This window comes from Streptococcus suis (assembly GCA_002831545.1).
Taxonomy (GTDB): Bacteria; Bacillota; Bacilli; order Lactobacillales; family Streptococcaceae; genus Streptococcus; species Streptococcus suis_P.
The window spans coordinates 44,444-64,591 of record CP025095.1 but is presented as its reverse complement, the minus strand read 5'-3'; the positions used below and the strand labels follow the sequence as shown (position 1 = coordinate 64,591).

At 41.4% G+C, this 20,148-nt stretch carries 15 protein-coding genes and 3 pseudogenes; 1 reads left to right on the top strand and 17 read right to left on the bottom strand.

Annotation, left to right across the window (positions count from 1 at the left end; genetic code table 11):
* Window positions 1-2 precede the first annotated feature (2 nt).
* From CWM22_00365 to CWM22_00295, 15 genes and pseudogenes are all read right to left on the bottom strand, one after another.
* Window positions 3-776, bottom strand: a complete 774-nt coding sequence (locus tag CWM22_00365; GenBank protein ID AUC90500.1) for a hypothetical protein — start codon at window positions 774-776, stop codon at window positions 3-5.
* A 5-nt stretch (window positions 777-781) separates the two neighbouring features.
* On the bottom strand, window positions 782-1,654 hold the full coding sequence (locus CWM22_00360) for an ABC transporter ATP-binding protein (GenBank protein ID AUC90499.1): 873 nt from the start codon (window positions 1,652-1,654) through the stop codon (window positions 782-784).
* Complete coding sequence (locus tag CWM22_00355; protein ID AUC90498.1) at window positions 1,647-2,078, bottom strand: hypothetical protein; 432 nt, start codon at window positions 2,076-2,078, stop codon at window positions 1,647-1,649. The genes CWM22_00360 and CWM22_00355 overlap by 8 nt, the downstream gene beginning before the upstream one ends.
* Before the next feature lie 11 nt (window positions 2,079-2,089).
* Window positions 2,090-2,668 (bottom strand): CPBP family intramembrane metalloprotease, encoded by a 579-nt coding sequence (locus tag CWM22_00350; GenBank protein AUC90497.1) that lies wholly within the window; start codon window positions 2,666-2,668, stop codon window positions 2,090-2,092.
* Window positions 2,669-2,677: 9 nt separating this feature from the next.
* Window positions 2,678-3,406 carry an amino acid transporter gene (locus tag CWM22_00345; protein ID AUC90496.1) on the bottom strand — a complete coding sequence of 243 codons (729 nt, stop codon included), beginning with the start codon at window positions 3,404-3,406 and terminating at the stop codon, window positions 2,678-2,680.
* A gap of 1,226 nt (window positions 3,407-4,632) precedes the next feature.
* Window positions 4,633-5,925: an adenylosuccinate lyase gene (locus tag CWM22_00340; GenBank protein ID AUC90495.1), complete on the bottom strand. Its 1,293-nt coding sequence runs from the start codon at window positions 5,923-5,925 to the stop codon at window positions 4,633-4,635.
* Window positions 5,926-6,204: 279 nt separating this feature from the next.
* Window positions 6,205-6,954, bottom strand: coding sequence for a hypothetical protein (locus tag CWM22_00335; GenBank protein AUC90494.1), 750 nt, complete (start codon window positions 6,952-6,954; stop codon window positions 6,205-6,207).
* Between the two features lie 222 nt (window positions 6,955-7,176).
* Complete coding sequence (locus tag CWM22_00330) at window positions 7,177-8,250, bottom strand: 5-(carboxyamino)imidazole ribonucleotide synthase (GenBank protein AUC90493.1); 1,074 nt, start codon at window positions 8,248-8,250, stop codon at window positions 7,177-7,179.
* Window positions 8,237-8,725 carry a 5-(carboxyamino)imidazole ribonucleotide mutase gene (gene purE, locus CWM22_00325; protein ID AUC90492.1) on the bottom strand — a complete coding sequence of 163 codons (489 nt, stop codon included), beginning with the start codon at window positions 8,723-8,725 and terminating at the stop codon, window positions 8,237-8,239. The genes CWM22_00330 and purE overlap by 14 nt, the downstream gene beginning before the upstream one ends.
* Before the next feature lie 27 nt (window positions 8,726-8,752).
* Window positions 8,753-9,097 (bottom strand): annotated as a pseudogene (locus tag CWM22_00320) (phosphoribosylamine--glycine ligase).
* A gap of 64 nt (window positions 9,098-9,161) precedes the next feature.
* Window positions 9,162-10,514 (bottom strand): transposase, encoded by a 1,353-nt coding sequence (locus CWM22_00315; protein AUC90491.1) that lies wholly within the window; start codon window positions 10,512-10,514, stop codon window positions 9,162-9,164.
* Entirely contained in the window at window positions 10,468-10,674 is a 207-nt protein-coding gene (locus CWM22_00310; GenBank protein AUC90490.1) for a transposase, read from the bottom strand. The genes CWM22_00315 and CWM22_00310 overlap by 47 nt, the downstream gene beginning before the upstream one ends.
* A 50-nt stretch (window positions 10,675-10,724) precedes the next feature.
* Window positions 10,725-11,075: an IS66 family insertion sequence hypothetical protein gene (locus CWM22_00305; GenBank protein ID AUC90489.1), complete on the bottom strand. Its 351-nt coding sequence runs from the start codon at window positions 11,073-11,075 to the stop codon at window positions 10,725-10,727.
* A complete protein-coding gene (locus tag CWM22_00300) occupies window positions 11,056-11,241 on the bottom strand; it encodes a hypothetical protein (protein AUC90488.1) in 186 nt (61 codons plus the stop codon). Before CWM22_00300 ends, CWM22_00305 begins: the two co-directional genes overlap by 20 nt.
* A gap of 83 nt (window positions 11,242-11,324) precedes the next feature.
* Window positions 11,325-12,251, bottom strand: a pseudogene (locus tag CWM22_00295) (phosphoribosylamine--glycine ligase).
* A 310-nt stretch (window positions 12,252-12,561) separates the two neighbouring features.
* Here CWM22_00295 and CWM22_00290 point away from each other — a divergent pair.
* A pseudogene (locus CWM22_00290) lies at window positions 12,562-12,909 on the top strand (IS110 family transposase).
* 239 nt (window positions 12,910-13,148) lie between these two features.
* Here the strand turns inward: CWM22_00290 and CWM22_00285 are convergent.
* Window positions 13,149-13,307, bottom strand: coding sequence for a hypothetical protein (locus CWM22_00285; GenBank protein AUC92815.1), 159 nt, complete (start codon window positions 13,305-13,307; stop codon window positions 13,149-13,151).
* Between the two features lie 301 nt (window positions 13,308-13,608).
* Window positions 13,609-19,809 (bottom strand): peptidase, encoded by a 6,201-nt coding sequence (locus tag CWM22_00280; protein AUC90487.1) that lies wholly within the window; start codon window positions 19,807-19,809, stop codon window positions 13,609-13,611.
* Between the last annotated feature and the right edge of the window lie 339 nt (window positions 19,810-20,148).

Here is a 20,148-nt window from a genome sequence, read left to right as displayed (position 1 = left end):
AACTAGAACTCCAAATTCTTGAATTTTTTCGCAGCAATTTTAGTAAATACGAGTACGTAAACAAGCGTTACACCAATAGCGCCCAAGTAAGCCAGCCCCGCTCCTGTAAGACCTTCGTTGGCCAAAGCTACATAACTAGTTGGAAAAAGCATAGCGATTGGACCGCCAATAACTGCTAAAATCATCATCGTAATCGTTACCAAAAATCCTATAATCATTGTGGTAATGTTTTTCAAATATAGGCAAAGAGCAGTTGCCAAACTAACTGAGAGAATATCTTTCAATAGATAGGCAACAATACCAAATACATTACCCAGGCTCTCTGCTAAGCTAACATCAAAAACAGCTGGACTACCAAAAGGCAGATGGATTACCCGAACATAATGTACAAATGCAGAGGTTACAAAGAAGAAACCATAGAAAATAACAATTGTTGCTAGTAGACCAAGATATTTAGACCAGAAAATCTGCTTCCGCCCAAGATCCCGATACAAAAACATGGTATGTTCATCTACTTCTTTCCTAAAGACAGATATAGCCAAGAAATACAGGGTCAAACTAGGAAGAATGAAACTATCTGCTGAGCTCACCATCATATTCGTAAAGGCAACAAGGCTGACTTTATAGCCCTCACCAGCATGAATCTGCATAAAATTCGACCCTTCAATAAATGAAGTGACTAGATAGATAAAAGGAAACAAAGTGAACAGGAGATAAATCTGCGTCTCCTTTCGCTTCCAAATCGTTCTAAAGACAGCTGGAAAAATCTGTTTCATACTCACTACCCTTTCGTAAAGATTTCTTTCAAGTGATTCTCTTTCACTTCTAATTTCACAATCAATTCTTGACGAGCCAACACACCAAAAATCTGATTTAGCTCACTTGTAGGCGTGGCAGTGGAAATCTCTAGCACTTCCCCCTCTAGCACCACATGGTCATTGAGCAAAGCCTCTACAGAATCTAGGTTTTTAGTTGTGTCCAACTGCACGAGCACACTTGGATGAGATTTGCCTTCAAAAGCCTCTGCCAATTCTCCCGATTCGATATAGACATAGCGGCTGCACAAGGCCTCCAACTCACCTAGTTGGTGACTCGAAATCAGCATGGAAATTTGTCGCTCACTAGACCACTGCTTCAAGATATCAATCAATTTCTGAACACCAATCGGGTCCAAGCCCACAAAAGGCTCATCTAAGATAAGGAAATCTGGCTCCGCAACCAAGGCAATCGCCAAAGCAGTCCGTTGTTTCATACCAAACGAGAATCCCTTGGGTTTCCGATTGCGAGCTTCCCATAATTCTACCAATTTCAAAGTCTTCTCAATATTTGGATAGAGGTCTTTTTTCCCATGCAAGTCCAAATAAAACTTGAGGTTGTCCATAACAGTCATTTCTGGATAGAAGACTGGATCGATCATAATTCCAAAGTCTGCTAACAAATTATCCTGACTAAAAATATCCGTACCCTTATATGTAATGGTTCCCGAACTTGGTTTTAGGGACTTAGCCATTAGTTTCATGAGTGTGGATTTTCCAGCTCCGTTTTTCCCAATCAGACCAACTATCTCGCCCTTATTGATCTCCAAACTCACATCTTTTAGTGAGTAAAATTCGTTTCCTGCAAACTGTTTTGATAAATGATTGATTTTAAGCATAAGTAACTCCTTTTTCTTTCTTACGACCTGCCTGCTGAATAAAATAAGTGGCAATAGCTGCACCATAATATAGTACGGCAACAAATAGCATTTGTGATGGAACTAACAATTCTCCTGCCAGCTCGACACTCATGACATCATCTGAAACTGTATGCAGTTGAGCAAACTGAGCCCACTGACCATTGCTACTCGTAAGGTAGGCAAAAGCGGCATAAAATATCATTGACATTGTTGGAAAAATGCCCGCTGACCATGCTTTCCAAGACTCAGTCTTTTGTAATCCCATACAGATTGAATTGACAATGGGCGGTAGCAAATAAGTCAACAACAATAAAACAGGAACAGAGAGACTTAGCAATAGTTGCGAACTAGCAACTGTCAAACAAATATAAAATAGACTCAATAATAGAATAAATATCATCATGACCCTCACAATTAAAATGGAAATCTCGAAACTAACAGATTGTATAACCAATGTCCTCCGATAGCATACTGCAAACCAAAACGAGTAGCTAACACAGAGAACAATAAACCTAGTGGAGTTCGGATTAATAGATTATCCAGCAAGGGATAATTCATGTGTAGCAGAACTCCAAACAAGAGAGAAGCGACCAACATAGATAGCCAAGTAGGGTATTCACTTTTTAGAATACGATAGATAAGATAACGGAACAAGAATTCTTCACAAGTCGCAATAATAAATTGATTCACATACTCATCACTCTGAATAAACCAGAAATTGACCAAGAAAATTGCAATAGCCAGCAAAACGAAGCTTTTCCAACTGAACTTCACTTCCGATAGCTCCTGACAAAGCTGGTAACGTTTGGTTAACATAGATGGAAGTAGAATAAACCCTACTGGCATTCCAACCATAATAGAAAATAGGTAGGCTAGCTGTAAAAATTGACTGGAGCTAAATAAAACCAAAGATGTTGCCAGAAGATAAGAAATTGATGCTAAAATAATCAAAGCAATGGATAAGGCAACTGGTCTCATATAACGAATTACCATAACATACCTCTAAAATTCCAACTTTTCAAAGTTCGAACGACCTTTAAGATAGGTAGCAACAATATAAAATATCGTTATAGCTACTACCAAGGACCATGCAAGCAGTGGCTGATTAAAACTCATCTGAGCATAGCCATTTGGTACGACATAACGAACTCCAATCAGAAATGGTGCAGTTGTTGTAAATAGCGACCAAAAAACTCCTGCTAGAACTGCCTGTAAGGATTTGGCTTTAATAGAAACCATGGCAACCAATAAAACACCGATAATATTGATGGAGATTGTTGCAAAAATAGATAGCAAAGTGGACTGTACATTACTCCAATCATTCGATATTACCTTTCCAAAAGTATTCAAGAAACCAAAATAGGCAATTGCACTTGTCAGCACTGTTAGAAGGACATAAGAGGCATACATCACCACTAAACTAATGATTTTTGCATTAAAAAGTCGGGTTCTATTCAAATCTTTGTATAAAAATAGAATGCCACTATCAATCTCATCCCTAAAAACTGCGGAAATTATCAAGGATAACAACAATGTTGGTAACACTATCCCATCCTGTGTTGACAATGCTGCTCCTAGAAAATCTAAAAAATTATCCGTATATTCAGCCTTTACGCCTACCAAAAATTTGGACAGTATAGGAACTAAGATTGGTAAACCAGCAAAAGCATAGAACAAAGCAACATCCCTTCGATGTATCACCGACTTAAAAATTGACCGAAACATATTCATTTTATCTCCTTTTTATCAATAAGATAGGCATTAACCCATAATACCCATCTTATTGATAGCTAAACAATATTAGCTATCAATAAGTTTCTTTACAAAGTGTGACGACCGCGACGATAAGTATATTTAATAATACCTAGATCAATAGTGATGCGCTGATTTTTCTTAAAGAATTTTCCCATTTTTATCTCCTCCTCTTACAAAGTAAAGCGTGGGTAACGGTAGCTGATAGTAAGGTTTCCTAGACGAATTGTTGCACGTTTGCTTGATTTTTTGAATGTTTTTTTCATTTTTTACTCCTTTTACTTTAAAAATTTACAAAAATATAATTTATTACTCTGTTTACAAAGTGTGACGACCGCGACGATAAGTATATTTAATAATACCTAGATCAATAGTGATACGTTTATTTTTCTTAAAGAATTTTCCCATTTTTATCTCCTCCTCTTACAAAGTAAAGCGTGGGTAACGGTAGCTGATAGTAAGGTTTCCTAGACGAATTGTTGCACGTTTACTTGATTTTTTGAATGTTTTTTTCATTTTTTACTCCTTTTACTTTAAAAATTTACAAAAAATATAATTTATTACCCTGTTTACAAAGTATGGCGACCACGACGGTAGCTATACTTAATAATCCCGAGGTCAATCGTTGTACGTTTGTTTACAATCTTGAACTTCTTTTTCATCCTTCTTCTCCTTTCATTTTTCCTACACTTGTTTATTCGTAAATCATTTTGAAAATGATTTATTTTTTTCAAGTGTGTATCTCCTAGAGGGGGTGTTTTCCCTCTCACTTACTTATTCGCAAATCGTTTGCATTTTTTAAAAAAATTTTTTATAGTCTTTTAGTTTACTTTTAGTACTAGGCAACGAGCCGCAGGCATAACTAGAGTTAGGCAAGGCAAGTTAACGAAGTAATAAAAGAAAAACTAAATGACGATACTTTTTTTGAATAAGTTGTGAGCTTGTTTTCCCCTACACTTATCTATTCGTAAACTTTTGTAAAAAATAAGTTATACTCAATGAAAATCAAAATCAGACTAGGCGACGCAGATGCAGATAGAACTGAAGTTCATCAAATCAAGTCAACAACGTCTGATTTCGATTTTCGAAGAGTATTATTTTTATCCACGAATGATTGTCTTCGGAAGGAGCTTGTTTTCCCCTTCACCTATTTATTCGCAAATAAATAAAAAAATTCTCTGGAAAATCCAAAGAATTTTAATTTTTTATAATCCAAGTCGTTCAAAGATATCATCTACCCGCTTAGCATAGTAGTCTGGGTTGAAGAGTTCATCGATTTCTTCCTGGCTGAGTTTAGCAGTCACGCGCTCATCCGCTTCGAGAAGGGGCTTGAAGTCCACTTGATTATCCCAAGACTGTGCTGTTTTTGGTTGCACCAAATCATAGGCTTCCTCACGGGTCATGCCTTTTTCAATCAAACTGAGCATGACACGCTGGCTGTAAATCAAGCCAAAGGTTGACTCCATATTGCGTTTCATATTTTCAGGGAAGACCGTCAAGTTCTTAACGATATTGCCAAAACGGTTGAGCATATAGTTGATGAGGATAGTCGTATCCGGCGTGATAATCCGCTCCGCTGACGAGTGGGAAATATCACGTTCGTGCCAGAGAGCCACATTCTCAAAAGCCGTCACCAAGTGACCACGCACCACGCGAGCCAGACCGGTCATATTTTCAGAGCCGATAGGGTTACGTTTATGGGGCATAGCAGAGCTGCCTTTTTGGCCTTTGGCGAAATACTCTTCGACTTCACGTTGTTCAGATTTTTGTAGCCCACGGATTTCTGTCGCCATACGCTCGATAGACGTTGCAATCAAGGCTAGGGCTGAGAAATATTCTGCGTGGAGGTCACGAGGAAGGACCTGGGTAGAAATTTCCTGCGGACGAATGCCCAATTTACCACAAACATACTCTTCCACAAATGGAGGAATGTTAGCAAAGTTTCCAACCGCTCCTGAAATTTTACCAGCCTCGACACCCTTGGCCGCTACATCGAAACGCCCCATGTTGCGTTTCATTTCGCTATACCAAGTCGCCAATTTAAGACCGAAGGTCGTTGGCTCCGCATGGACACCGTGGGTCCGCCCCATCATGATGGTGTACTTGTGTTCACGCGCCTTGTCGGCGATGATAGTGGTAAAGTTTTCAAGGTCGCGACGGATGATGTCGTTGGCCTGCTTGTAGAGGTAGCCGTAAGCCGTATCTACCACATCGGTCGAAGTCAGACCATAGTGGACCCACTTGCGTTCCTCACCAAGACTTTCCGAAACCGCACGTGTGAAGGCCACCACATCGTGACGGGTTTCCTCTTCAATCTCTAAAATGCGGTCGATGTCAAAAGTCGCCTTCTCACGAATCAAGGCCACATCTTCTTTGGGAATCTCACCCAACTCAGCCCAGGCCTCATCAGCGAGGATTTCCACCTCCAACCAAGCCTTGTACTTGTTCTCTTCACTCCAAATAGCCGCCATCTCTGGACGGGAATAACGATTGATCATACTTAGTTCTCTACCTCTTATCTTACTTATGATTCTTAAACACCTTTTCAAGACAACAACTTTTTCTATAGTCCGATTAATGAAATAACCGTAATGATTGTTGTTATCAAAATCTAGGTCGTTGTCTATATATAAATAACTCTAGATTCTTTTTTATTATTCAACTTTGCCAAGCCGTTATAAAGACAAGCTCCTCATAATTTTCGTTTAATACTTATGAAAAGACTAGCAAAAATTTCTTTATATTTATAACATCTTTTAAGTTTTTACCCTTTTGATTTACATCAAAAGTATTCCTGAAATTATATTAGATAAAGTAGATGACATGACATCCTTTACAAAAGAGTTATCAAACCATTTTTCATTTTCTTTGACAACTGAATTAAAGTTATCAAAGTTCTTTTCTTTACTAGCGTCTAGCAATTCTGAAAAAACATTTCTTAGTTCATCTGAAAAAGCCTTTTCATTGATTAGACGATTTAAATCAGCTGTTACTGCTTCCCAGGGCAAACTTTTGTTAGTTTCTAAATTAGAATTGGATATCTTTGCATTCTCAGTAATGTTGGAATTAGATACTGCATCACCCTTGATTGAGATCGTATTCCCTTGTCCAAAATTAGTACCAACAATGTTATCGTTTCCAGCAATATTAGTTTCATGTACCGTTTTATCTTCTATTACTTCTTGAGTACCCGAACCGCTGTTGATATTTTGGTTTTTTATGTCAATATAAGTCGTCTGCCCCTTAAGATTAAACGACTTCTTTATTACATCCGAAACTTCATCCCTAAAATTTTTGTCTTCAAAAAATAAATAATAATTCTTACTTGACCCAAGATTAAATTCAATGAAGTACTTATCTTTTAAATGCTTTTGATATCTCTGATAAATGTTATATCCTAACACAGCTAAAACAATCATTGGTATAATCTTTGGTATGAAATCTATAAACAGAAGAGAGAAGAAGAATAAAATAGCCACTATTTCTCTGATTGTAACTTGAAACTTCAATTCCGAATTACTCATCATAGAAATGTTATTTATTTGAATAGTGTTATTTCTCATTGCCAGAATATTTTGTTTATTTCTAAACTATCCGTTTTTAAAGTGTTGTTGTTAGTATTAAAAAAATCCATTTCCATTTATTTTCATCCTTTATAAATAATCTATATAATATTTAAAAGCAAGTGCTTTTCTTCCCCATTATCAATTAGTGCACGGTCGCACTTAATTACTAAGTTCTACTCCTTCCTAAAACTCCTCCACACCATCAACGTCTTCCCCCAACACCGTCACGTGTCCCATCTTGCGGTTGTGTTTTGCTTCTATTTTACCATAGAGGTGGAGGTGGGCGCTAGGGTTTTCTTGAAGAAAGGTTTGGACTGCTTCCATATCTTGTCCGAGGACGTTAATCATGACGGCTGGAGAAAGCAGGCGGATAGAGGGCAGAGGCTCCCCTAGAATGCCTCGAATATGGGTGTCAAACTGTGAAAAATCACAGGCTTCAATAGAATAATGCCCTGAATTATGAGGACGAGGGGCAATTTCATTCACAAGAATTTCTTGCCCTGCCACAAACATTTCAACACAGAGGGTGCCTGCCAAATGGAGCTTATCTGCGATTTGCAGGGCCATGTTTTTGGCTTTTTCAGCAAGTTCATCTGAAATACGGGCAGGCACAATGGTCTTGTAAAGAATATTATTGCGGTGGATATTTTCCTGCACAGGAAAGACGGTATAGTCGGAGCCGTTGCCAGATACAAGGACGGAGATTTCTAGGTCGAAATGCACAAACTCTTCCAAAACACACTCGGCAGAGTTAGCTAACTGACTAGCCTCTACCAAGTCCGCCTCTTCTCGAATGACCTTCTGGCCATGTCCATCATAGCCCCCAGTGGCTGTCTTCAAAACGTAGTTTTTGCTGAGGTCCAGACCTTCTAGGTCTAGGCTAGATGTGACGACTTTGTAGGGGGCGACTTGCACGCCAGCTTTTTTTGCCAAAAAATCCTTCTCAAAAATACGGTTTTGAGAAATGCGGAGGAGATCTGTCCCTTGAGGGAGCTGGCCGTCCTTGATGACCGCGTCCAGTCCGTCGGCATCGACATTTTCAAACTCGTAGGTCAGGACATCGCACCGCTCCGCCAACTGCTTGAGGGCTGCCACATCGTGATAGGGAGCGACGATAACCTCGCTGACCTTGGAGGCTGGGCAGTCCGCCGCAGGATCCAGCGTGATCACCTTGTGCCCCATGTAAATGGCGGAAATAGCCATCATCTGCCCCAGCTGACCGCCGCCGATAATTCCGATTGTCTTAGATGAGATCATCTGTCATCGCCTCCGCAATGTTTTCTTGTTCCTTGGCAAAGTCTGTCAGCTGAGCTGCAATGTTTTCATCCTCAATGGAGAGAATGCGAAGAGCGGTCAAGGCTGCGTTGGTGGCACCTGCTTCGCCGATCGCCATAGTCGCAACAGGGACGCCACCCGGCATCTGCACGATAGAATAGAGCGAATCCACACCGCTGAGGGCACGAGATTGGACAGGGACACCGATAACAGGCAAGGTTGTCTTAGCTGCCACCATACCTGGCAAATGAGCCGCACCACCCGCTCCTGCGATAATAACCTTGATGCCACGACCACGCGCCTCTTCGGCGTGACGGAACATGAGGTCTGGGGTGCGGTGGGCAGAGACCACTTTCTTTTCGTAGGCTACGCCAAATTTGTCCAGCACATCGGCTGCTTTTTTCATGGTTTTCCAGTCGGAACTAGACCCCATGATGATGGAAATTGGAATGTTCATATTTGCACTTCCTTTTCTTATGCCAAATTATTTAACAGCTTTACTTCCAATATCTGTCCGATAAAAGAGGCCTGTCGTATCTTGATTTTTCAGCTCCGCGTAAATTTTTTCCTGGGCTTCTTGTACGGTGTCTGCTGTGGTGACTAACATATAGACCCGACCGCCGTTTGATAGCAGTGCTCTGCTATTGTCCGCAAAACGAGCCCCTGCATAGTAAGTCGTGATGTCGCCCTCGGTCTTCGCTGGTAACTCTACACCTTTTTCGTAGTCCAGAGGGTAGCCGTTTGATGCCACGACTACGCCCAGCGTCACGCCACTATCCAGCCAAGTCAGCTGTGTCGGGCGTTTGTGGAGAATGTCGTCAATGTTCTGTAACCGCCCAATAACAAGGTATATTGAAAAGGTTCCAAAGTCCTGTCGACTCTGGAACCTTTTTCTATTTGCACTTTTCTTGAATATTTTCAGCCCATGGTAAATAAGCCTCCAGAACTTCTTTTTTTGCGAGCGTCTCTTCGTTAGGTAAGTGTTCTAGAAGATAGGTCATATATTTCTCTGCATCAAGACCGTGTCGTTTAGCAGTTTCTAAAAGACTCAAAATGATAGCTGTCGACTTGGCCCCCTCAAAGCTTTGAGAGAACAGCCAATTTTTACGTCCCATCACCAAGGTCTTCATAGCCCTCTCAGCCATATTGTTGGACAGGACTAAATCGCCATCCGAGAGAACGGTTCGGAAGGTGGTTTCGTATTTGAGGCTATACTCTATTGCAGTGCCCAATTTGGAACCTGGCAAGACAGCCTGATTGCGACACCAATCAAAGAACTCGTCCATCAAGGGAGCCAACTCTGTCTGCCGTTTATGCAGCCGCTCCTCAGTAGACAAGTCAGTCCAGTCATTCTCCAAGGCAAACAGGCGGTCGCAATAGGCTAAGCCCTTGGCTCCTAAAGAAGTCTTGTCTGTCTTCTTAGGAGTCGCCTCAAAGAATTTTCTTCTGACATGAGCCCAACAGCCAACCAGCTGAGCCTTGTCTAACTGCCGATAGGCTGACCACATGTCACAATGTACATAGCCCGCATAGTCCCCAAGAACTTCCTCCACAACCAAGCCACTCCGTCGTTTGTCATGATGATAGAGGGTGATGCCCTTTTTCTCATGCTTCCCAGACAAGAAAGTCCAGTAGAAGGTCAACTGGCTATCATTTTCTAAGACCTTGTAGGAGGTTTCATCCGCATGGAGAATAGGCTGCTCCAACAATTTCTCGTGCAACAGGTTATAAATCGGTTCGAAATAATACTGACTAGACTTGATGTGCCAATTGGCTATTTCCTTGCGACTGATGGGCAGACCGAGCTTGTTCCAATCCTCTTCCTGACGGTAATTGGGCACCTTCAGATTGAACTTCTGGTGAATGGTGTGGGCAATGATAGAGGCTGAACCCAAGCTGTGTGCCAAAGGTGCCTTAGGAATGGGAGCCTTGATAATCTTATCGCTCAGATTCTTCTGACTACATGCCTGACACTTGTATGCGTGTTGAACATGGTCAATCCGCTTTAATTGTGCAGGAATGAAGACCAACTCTTGTCGTTGAACAGTTGAACCAATCTCCTTTAATTGACCATGACAGTCTGGACAGGTACAATCTTCGCCTTGCAATTCGTGATGCACTATCTCTGGAGTGAATTGGCTGAAAATAGCCTGACGAACTCCCTTAGCTTTCTTGCGTTTATAGGTAATCGTTTCTGTTTCAACTGGGTAAGTCAGCTTCTTCTTCAGGGAGAATTTCCTCCCCAAACAAGCTCAGCTGACCGGGTTGATACACAACCTTCTCTGATGATTTTCCGTAGAGTTTCTGTCTCAGATACTCAATCTGTTCACGAAGGAGGGTAAGTTCATTAGCCATCATATCTATCGTTTTTGACTGTGTTTCAATAATTTTTTCTAGTGATGACATAACCAATCTCCTTCTTTTTATCTCATTATACACAAAGAAAAGCCATGATTTCAATAGAAATCACGACTTTTTGAAAGATTTATTTTTGGATTGATAGAAAATCCTTTCATGAGCCAGTCCACCTGCTCGGAAGTTAGAGCCTTGACCTCTTCTTCATTGTTTGGCCAGGTCAATTTTCCATTCTCAAAACGTTTATACAATAACCAAAATCCTTGTCCGTCCCAGTAAAGAGCTTTGAATCGGTCTTTTCGACCTCCGCAGAAGAGATAGACCTGACCTGAAAAGGGATCCAGATTGAATTGACTTTTGACAAGGTAGGCGAGAGAATCAATCCCTTGACGCATGTCCGTTTTACCGCAAACCAAGTAGACTTGACCTAAATCACTGAGTCGGATGGTCATAGTGCAGTACCTTATCCAAGATTGTTTCTAATATTTTTTGGTTGATAGAGTGAAAGAATGTGACTTCCACTTTTCCGAGACGAATTTTCATCAGAATATCATTTCTGCCTTTCTTCTCAAAGCGGCGAGATAGGGGAATAGTCAATGGGACGATGGGGTGTGACATAATAAATCCTCCAGTTTTGTTTTTTATAACAGTATACAGGAGGAGGGAGTGATTAGATAGATACCTTGTTATTGGGCGGTTACAATGTTCTGAGCAAAGTCAGAGGTCAGACGAGGCAGGATAATCTGGGTTTCTGGGTCGCCAAAACGGGCGTTGAACTCGATGACCTTGGGACCTTGCTCTGTCAGAATCAAACCAGCATAGAGCACGCCCAGATAAGACCGCCCTTCCGCAATCATGCCCTCAAGAATAGGCTTGACAATGGTGTCAACCGCTGTGTCCACCACGTTTTGAGGTAGGTGGGGAACAGGAGCGTAAGCCCCCATACCGCCTGTGTTAGGACCCTGGTCGCCGTCAAAGACACGCTTGTGGTCCTGGGCTGTCGGCAGAATATAGAACTGGTCGCCGTTGACCAGGGCAAAGAGGGAAAACTCCTCGCCCGCCAAGAACTCCTCGATGACCACGCGCGCACCCGAGTCGCCGAACTTGTTGTCCAAGAGCATCTCCCGTGCTGCTTCGACCGCCTGCTCAACGGTTTCCGCCACGACCACACCCTTGCCCAGTGCCAAGCCGTCCGCCTTGACCACGATGGGTGCACCCTGCTCTTCGATGTAGGCTTTGGCTTCTTCGAAGTTGGAAAATGTGCCAAAGGCTGCTGTTGGAATACCGTATTTGACCATAATTTGCTTGGCAAAGTCTTTTGACCACTCCAGCTCCGCAGCTAGACGACTAGGGCCAAAAGCTTTTAGTCCCGCCTGTTCAAAATCATCGACGATTCCTGCTGCCAGAGCATCATCTGGACCCACAAAAGTCCAAGCTACGTCATTTTCCTTAGCAAAGTTGATCAGGGCAGAATGTTCGGAAATTCCGAAATTGACTAACTTGATACCATCCAAGGTCATTCCGTCATTTCCAGAAGCAACAAAGACCTGTTCTACCTGCTCAGACTCTAGCAATTTCTTTGCGATAGCATGTTCACGACCACCAGATCCGACAACCAAAAGTTTCATTATTTACACCTCAAAAACGGATTTTCTATAAACAGTATAGCAAAAACAGACGGATTTTGATAGAAAAAGCCGAGTAATGTTCGGGAATGGAAAAGAGGCTGGACAAGACAGCCATGATGGCTTCACCTTCGTTAGGCGGTACATATTTCTTATAATTTTTGTGGTTGACGAGTTAATGATGTTAGTCATCGAGGGAAAAACTGATCCACTCTACTGACGAGCACCCCAAAATATGCGATAGGCATGAGTATAAAAATACGACTAAAATTCGGTAGATAAGCTCTCTAATTTTTAGAAGGAGGGAATTGTCATGGATGTTCTCTATCAATCTTGTGCAGGTATTGATGTCCATCAAGCCAATATTGTCGTCTGTATCCTACATGGACCACTCACCTCAACTCGTCCAAAGCGTGAGATGGCTACATTTGATACAACGACTAAAGTCCTACGTGCTTGCCACAATTTTCTCGGTCAATTTCGTGTGGAAGCTGTTGGTATGGAAAGCACAGGTGTTTATTGGCGACCTGTCTGGCACGCTCTCTGTGATGACTTCAAGTTGATACTCGCTCAACCAGCACACATGAAGGCTATTCCAGGTCAGAAAACCGACAAGAAGGATGCTCACTGGATAGCCAAATGGACACGGATTGGTCTACTTTAGGTATTCGCAGTGTATCGAGAATAGCTAGCCTATGGATTCTTCAAAACTGTCCGCTGTATAAAAAACGACCTTATCCCTCCTAAACAAGTAGGGACAAGGTCGTGACTGGAACAGCCGCTTTTGTCATATTTATAGTCTTTTAATTTACTTTTAGTACTCGCTTCAAAGATTTGGGGGATCCTCTGAAGGCTGGAGATAGTGCGAACCAAGTTCGCTTCAACAGTCGCAGGCATAACTCAATGCTTTTTTATTTCTAGGTGGCCAGCTGATGTACTTCGCTTTTTTGTTTTCAGGCTCAGGTACGAATAGTCCACTGGACTATTCGTATCCCCCAGATTGCTTGCACAGTCAATGGACTGTGCAAGGTGGGAGATAATACTTGCAAAGCAAGTCACTTTTACAAAATCAGGCAAGGCAAGTTCAAACACTCCAGTGGAGTGTTTGAACTTGGAAATAAGGAAACGACGTTTCAAACTACCACCCTTTTAATGACAGGTGGTAGGCTGAAAACCTCCAATGGAGCTTTTCAGTCGTCGAAGTAATAAAAGAAAAACTAAATGACGATATATCCACTTGACAGCATGCTGTTATCTAGAGTCTTGGTTTGCAAGTAACGACTTACAGATAACTTTACAGTCCTAGAACGATAGGGGCGGAACCATTTACCATATAACCAGTTCGCTCCTTCTTCTCATACTATTTAAAAATAGAAGTTCTGAAATCATCCGTATTTCTCAAAAGAGCATTATAAATCCGTTGTTTGAGGACATTGACCCAACTTGACTCATTGTGAGCAAGTACGATATCAATGCTCTTCATATCTTGAGCCACAGCTTCATCCATAAGCTTTTCTAAATCTGCAAAGGAGCTAATCATAACTTGTTTTGTTGAGTTTGGCTTATCCAATTCGTAGGTCATTGTGAAGTCAACCAAGTTGTCAAGTTGATTAATACGATTTTGGTACATAGCTTTCTTAAATGTTGCCCAATCAGCATACTCATCTTTAAAAATATGTTTAAAGACTCTGTCATCTGTGATGAGCCCAACATTTCGTCTAAACCAACCATCATACACAAGTTCCCCAGCCGCTTCCGCTTCTTTACCAAGTTGATTAGATACATAAGGAATGAAGCCCTCTACATAGCCCTTTTCTGCCATCAATTCATAGGCCATACGACGGAACATGAAATCTCCCGGAGAGCCATTTGGATTAGATAAGGCGGAATAAACTGGAGAAAAGAGACTTACGGTATAATAACCATTACGAGTTAAGCCAGCATGCGTGTCCCAATATTCACGACGGTTGATAATGCTGTTGTCAACCAAATCATTGATGGTATTCAGTTTTGCAGCTTCCTCAATTGTCAGCTGACGGATTGTATTTCCTGCATGCGTGTTCTTTTCTTTATCCTTGATATAGTAATTATCAATGACCCTATACCATTTCTGCTTGACAGTATCGCTTTGCTTCAAAACAGACTTAGCTTCTAAATAGTCTAGCAAATAGATGACATCAAACATATTGTGAACGTAGGTATTTAAATCTGCTACATTTTTATAACGCTGTGCAGGGTTAGCAGCATGATAGCGGGTTATAGAGTCTTCATTTCCAGAGTAAACAGTATTAATTCCTAATGAACGTGCCTGATTACCATTTGGAACTTGCAATAGACCAAGAGCAAATAATTCCGCACCTAAACCTTGACGACGACCATTTCCTTCGAAATAAATTCCTCCATCAAAGTTATGAACCATCTCGTGAGTGAAGACAGAAGTACCATACTGGTCTAGCATTCTATCAACAACAAAATGCGTTAAAGAACCTGTTGCATACGCACCTGATCCATTCGCTGCATACCATTTACCTACTGGACCAAAGAAGTTAGCAATAGAAGAACGCTCCGTATTTTGAAGACTCTTCCAAGTAGCCTTACTTGCTGAGTCACGGAAATTAAATCCATCATAATTCAAGACTGACTGGAATAGTTTTTCACGTGATTCTTCAGACAAAATACTGTACCAATAATCAAAATGATCTCGTTGCCAAACAGCTGCTCTGTCAACAATCTGATGCATATAATCCTCAAATTTCATACCATTAGAAGCGGAATCATACAAGTAACGGTCGTAAGCACCGAACGATAGAGTTGACATGGTAGAAATAATATACATGCTTTCATCTGGTAGAGTGAGAAGAGGAAGGAGCATGTTTTGATGAGCCCAGTTTGACTTCGTAATACGGTCATACACACCCAAGGCATAGCGACTATCCGGTGTTGCTTGTGCTTGCTTCTTAGCAGCTTCTTCAACATTCGAAGCCATTTCCACAATATAGGCCTTACTTGTATCTTTCAACCACTCATTATTGGTTTTATCTGGTAAGAACAATTGACGGTAGCTTGATAGGTAGTCAAATAAAGTAGCTTTTCCTTTTGCTAACTGTAAAGAGTTAGCATAGGTCTGAACGTTATTCTTTGGACGAAGACTGTCATATCCAGAATTCCCCAAAGCAATAATAACATCTAATGTAGAGGTCGCTTGATTACCAAAGAAGTCTTGTTTAAATATAGTCAAATCTCGAGTATTTAAATCGCCGAAATCAATATTATACCAACGTTTCAGATATGCAAGACCCAGCACTAATGCTTCTTTATTTTGAGAAATCTTCTGAACTAGATAATTCTCAACCGATGCACCTAGGCTATTGATAGCTTTATCAGAAGCCAACACTTTCCGTAAATCTTCCGCGAGATGATCACGTACACTATTGAAACTATCTTCCAAATACAGTGCCCACAATGGTTTTTGTTCAGTAGTTGATGGAACTCCCAAATCCGATGCCCAGTTCTTCAACTCGTTTTCTGTTGGTGGTGTCGTAGGCTCTACAATTCCCAACACCGCTTTCACTTTATCAGAGTTAAATACCAAACTTGAAATATCATTTGTAAGGCGATGAACCATTCCGTCGTAGTTTGATAAGAATGTTTCTGGAGTATAGAGTAAATCCGTTCCTACAATTGTGTAATCAGATACATGGTTATTTACAAAATCTTCCTTGAAAGCAACATCCAAATAAGCAACCGTATTGTCAGCGTAGTGAAGCATGATACGATTAATAGCGCGTTTCTGACTATTTGGATCTGTTACAATTTGATTACCAACCATTGGAACAACATCTAATAATCTCGTTTGAGCTAATTTATCTGTCAAGTCCATCTTGTTAGCTAGGTAAACAATATATTCTTTATTATAGAATGGTAACAGTTTTTCCATGTTAGCATAGGCTATAGCACGTTCAGAAGTTGCTTTATCTAGCAAGCTATAATCCACACTATACAAATTCTTAGCTTGGTTGTTCAGACTATCTGCTACCGTAGCAGTAATTCCCATGGCTGCAATTTTACTTGCCGCTTCAGTTTCAGAAATTTGAGTACTCCACTTATCTGCAGCTCCGCTAGCCGAACCAGTAACAAATGTATTGGTAATAGGGGCCGAACCATAGGCGGTATCTCCATGAACTCGCTTACCATTGGTTACCTGTACGCTGCTGACAACATTATTTACAACTCCAGAACTCCAGGTTGAACCAACTACTCCGCCGACCTGACCAGCTGTTGTCAAGTTTACAATTGTTCCCTTGGCTACTCCGTCTTGCAAACGAGCACTATTTTGGATGTGTCCTACTAGAGCTCCTGCTCGGTAGTTATTATTCTTAGCAGAGAGAGTTATGGCTACATCAGCTTGTACTTGACTGAGCGTAGTATGGTTGTCCTTTGCCCAGCCTGCAATTCCTCCGATATTTGAACCTCCTGAATTGGTTCCTATTGCTACAAGCTGACCTTTAAAGGAACTATTCGTAATCTTAGTTGCACCATTTGCGAGATAGACAAGCCCTCCGATACTTGTAGGAGCTGAAAGACTACCTTCTACTGAAACGTTCCTTATCTGACTTCCAGTTGCTGTTTTAGCAAGTGCACCGACTTTTTCTGTCTTAGAAGTAATCGCAACGTCAATCAAGTCTACATTCTCAACCGTAGCATTTTTGATGATATTAAATAGTGGCTGAATAAGGTTATAGATAGCGTACGATTTGCCATTATGAGCACCATTCAAACGACCTGTAAAGGTAGATGTAACATAAGAGAGGGCATCTGTAGCTAAGTCAACTTCGTCAGCAGTCATATCTGCACCAAGTGTGTAGGTTCCTGCTGGGTCGTTTTCTATTGCTGTTAACAATTCTTTGAAAGAAGTGTATACACCGTTCTGGCTTTCTACTCGTTTGTCCACATAAAAACTATAATTTTTATTGTATTGGTTTCCTGTGTCCTGAACCAGTTCATCAGTTTCAACAGTCAATTTATACTTGATTTGACCATCTATCTCTACTTCTTCAATTTTGGAGATTGGAAGAAGTAATTCTTTGAAACGATCTGATTTGATTTTTACAAAGTAGTTGTCCAAATTGACCGATTCGCTAGTTAATGACAATTGACGGCGATAATGACCATTGTCAAGACCATATAACTCCACTTGGTCGATATCCTTAATTTCAATCTTCTTATAATCCAAGCGGAAATCTTGTGTACTTTCTTGCAGTTTTGTCTCTGGTCCCTTGCCTACGTTATAGGTAACAATTGTTTTTAGACTATAGTCTGTATAGTAATCCAAACCTGTCAATGCGAGAGGTGCAGTCACATCTGTAATTGGAATTTCTCTTACAAGCTGGTCTCCCTGATAGAGCTGAGCAACCGCTGAAATGTAAGATTGAGTTCTATCTGATAATTCAAAACTAGCCTCTGCCGATTTTGCATTTTCATCTTCTGCAATAGAAGTGATTGTAATTGTTGGTATTTCTTTTACCTTAGTACCGACTTGGATAATCTTTGGTCTTGGATCTGTAGTAATTTCATTCGAAATTTCCTCGGTCTTAACAACCTGACCATCAATAATATAGCTACGGATGATAATGGTACGTACGCCCTCTACTCCCTCTTGGCTGACAAATGTCTCACCTGCCAGGAGTTCGCTGTTCGGGACCTCTTGGGTTTCATAGGCGACGGGTTCGGTACGGGTCGTATCACGTTCTACAATATCTAGGCTTGGCAGTTCGAGACTTGGGGCATCCTTCGGAACTTCCTCTACGACCTTAGTACCGACTTGGACAATCTTTGGTCTTGGATCTGTAGTAATTTCATTCGAAATTTCCTCGGTCTTAACAACCTGACCATCGACAGTATAGCTGCGTGTGACAATGGTACGCTCGCCGTCAACGCCTTCTTGGCTGACAACCATCTCACCAGCTAGGAGTTCGCTATTCGGAACTTCTTGGGTTTCATAGGCGACGGGTTCAGTACGGGGCGTGTCACGTTCTACAATATCTAGGCTTGGCAGTTCATGGCTTGGGGCATCCTTTGGAACTTCCTCTACGACCTTAGTACCGACTTGAACGATTCTTGGAGTAGCTGGGGTCGTTATCGTGTTCGAAATTTCCTCGGTCTTAACAACCTGACCATCAACAGTATAGCTACGGGTGACAATGGTACGTACGCCCTCTACTCCTTCTTGGCTGACAACCATCTCACCGGCTAGGAGTTCGCTATTAGGGATCTCAAGGGTATCATAAGCGACGGCTTCAGTATAGCTTGTATCACTTTCCACAATATCTAGGCTTGGCAGTTCATGGCTTGGGGCATCCTTTGGAACTTCCTCTACGACCTTAGTACCGACTTGAACGATTCTTGGAGTAGCTGGGGTCGTTATCGTGTTCGAAATTTCCTCGGTCTTAACAACCTGACCATCAACAGTATAGCTACGGGTGACAATGGTACGCTCGCCGTCAACGCCTTCTTGACTGACAACCGTCTCACCGGCTAGGAGTTCACTGTTCGGAACCTCTTGGGTTTCATAAGCGACGGGTTCAGTATAGCTTGTATCACTTTCCACAATATCTAGGCTTGGCAGTTCATGACTTGGAGCGTCCTTTGCGACTTCCTCTACGACCTTGGTACCGACTTGAACGATTCTTGGAGTAGCTGGGGTCGTTATCGTGTTCGAAATCTCCTCGGTCTTAACAACCTGACCATCGACAGTATAGCGACGGGTGACAATGGTGCGTACGCCGTCAACTCCTTCTTGGCTGACAACTGTCTCACCGGCTAGGAGTTCGTTATTCGGAACTTCTTGGGTTTCATAAGCGACGGGTTCAGTTTGAACACTATCTACATGCTCAACTGCCAAACTTGGTTTATCTGGATTGACAGCATTGTCTGTACCCGGTAAATAAGAGTTAGGATGAATCGGTTTTACTATTTCATCACTCTTACCTTCCTTTATGTAACCAATATATCTATAGCCCTCAATAGTCATCGGTTCTGGCAATTGTTCACCTACACTGATAGATAATTCCTGATTAAATCGAGCCAAGGTTTGATTGGTTAAAGAAAAGGCAGGAGGTGCTAATAACAATGAGCCTGTCGCCCCTAAAATGAACAATCCCGCAAACTCTTTTTTCCCCTTACGACCTTTACGGATAGCCAAAATCAGCAACCCTGCTCCAACAAGTGCTCCTGTTACTTGCCCAAACCATTCATCACCAGTAGCGGGCAAAATCCCCTCTGATACTGACTGCTTTGGCTTATAAATCAAGTAATAGGCATTGTCACTTTCTTCTACTAATTTCGGTAATTCATTTACGATTAATTGCTTTTCTGACGCTGTTAATTCATCTTCGGCAATATAGCGATAATGCACTGTTTTGGCACTATCTTCAGCAAATACCTGTCTTTCTGAAGAAAATGAAAACAGCATAAAAAGACTAGCAATGGTAGCAGATACTAGTCCAAACGATGTTTTTCTCAAAGAAAAGCGATGAACGGTCTGTCCAGAATTTTGTTTCATATAATACTTCCTTAATATTTTATAGAAAAATCAAAAGCAAACATTTTCGGCCTCACGTGCATTTAGAAAAAAGAAATGAATTGCGTGCAAGCTATCCCAAATTTCCTCTGCGAAAGATAGTCTGATTTTGATTAAGTGGTCAGTTTGTTTCAGTAGCCCACCTTGAACGAAAGATGGTTGGCAGTTGAGCTAGCACTTGGTTAAACCATTAAAGTAAAACTGAAGGACTATAATACGCATATTAAAAAATCTCTCTAATCCAATATTAAAAGATTACAGAGTTCCAATTTACCTTTATACCATCAGTTCCTATTTCAAGACCAGGTGTAGCTCCCAGTA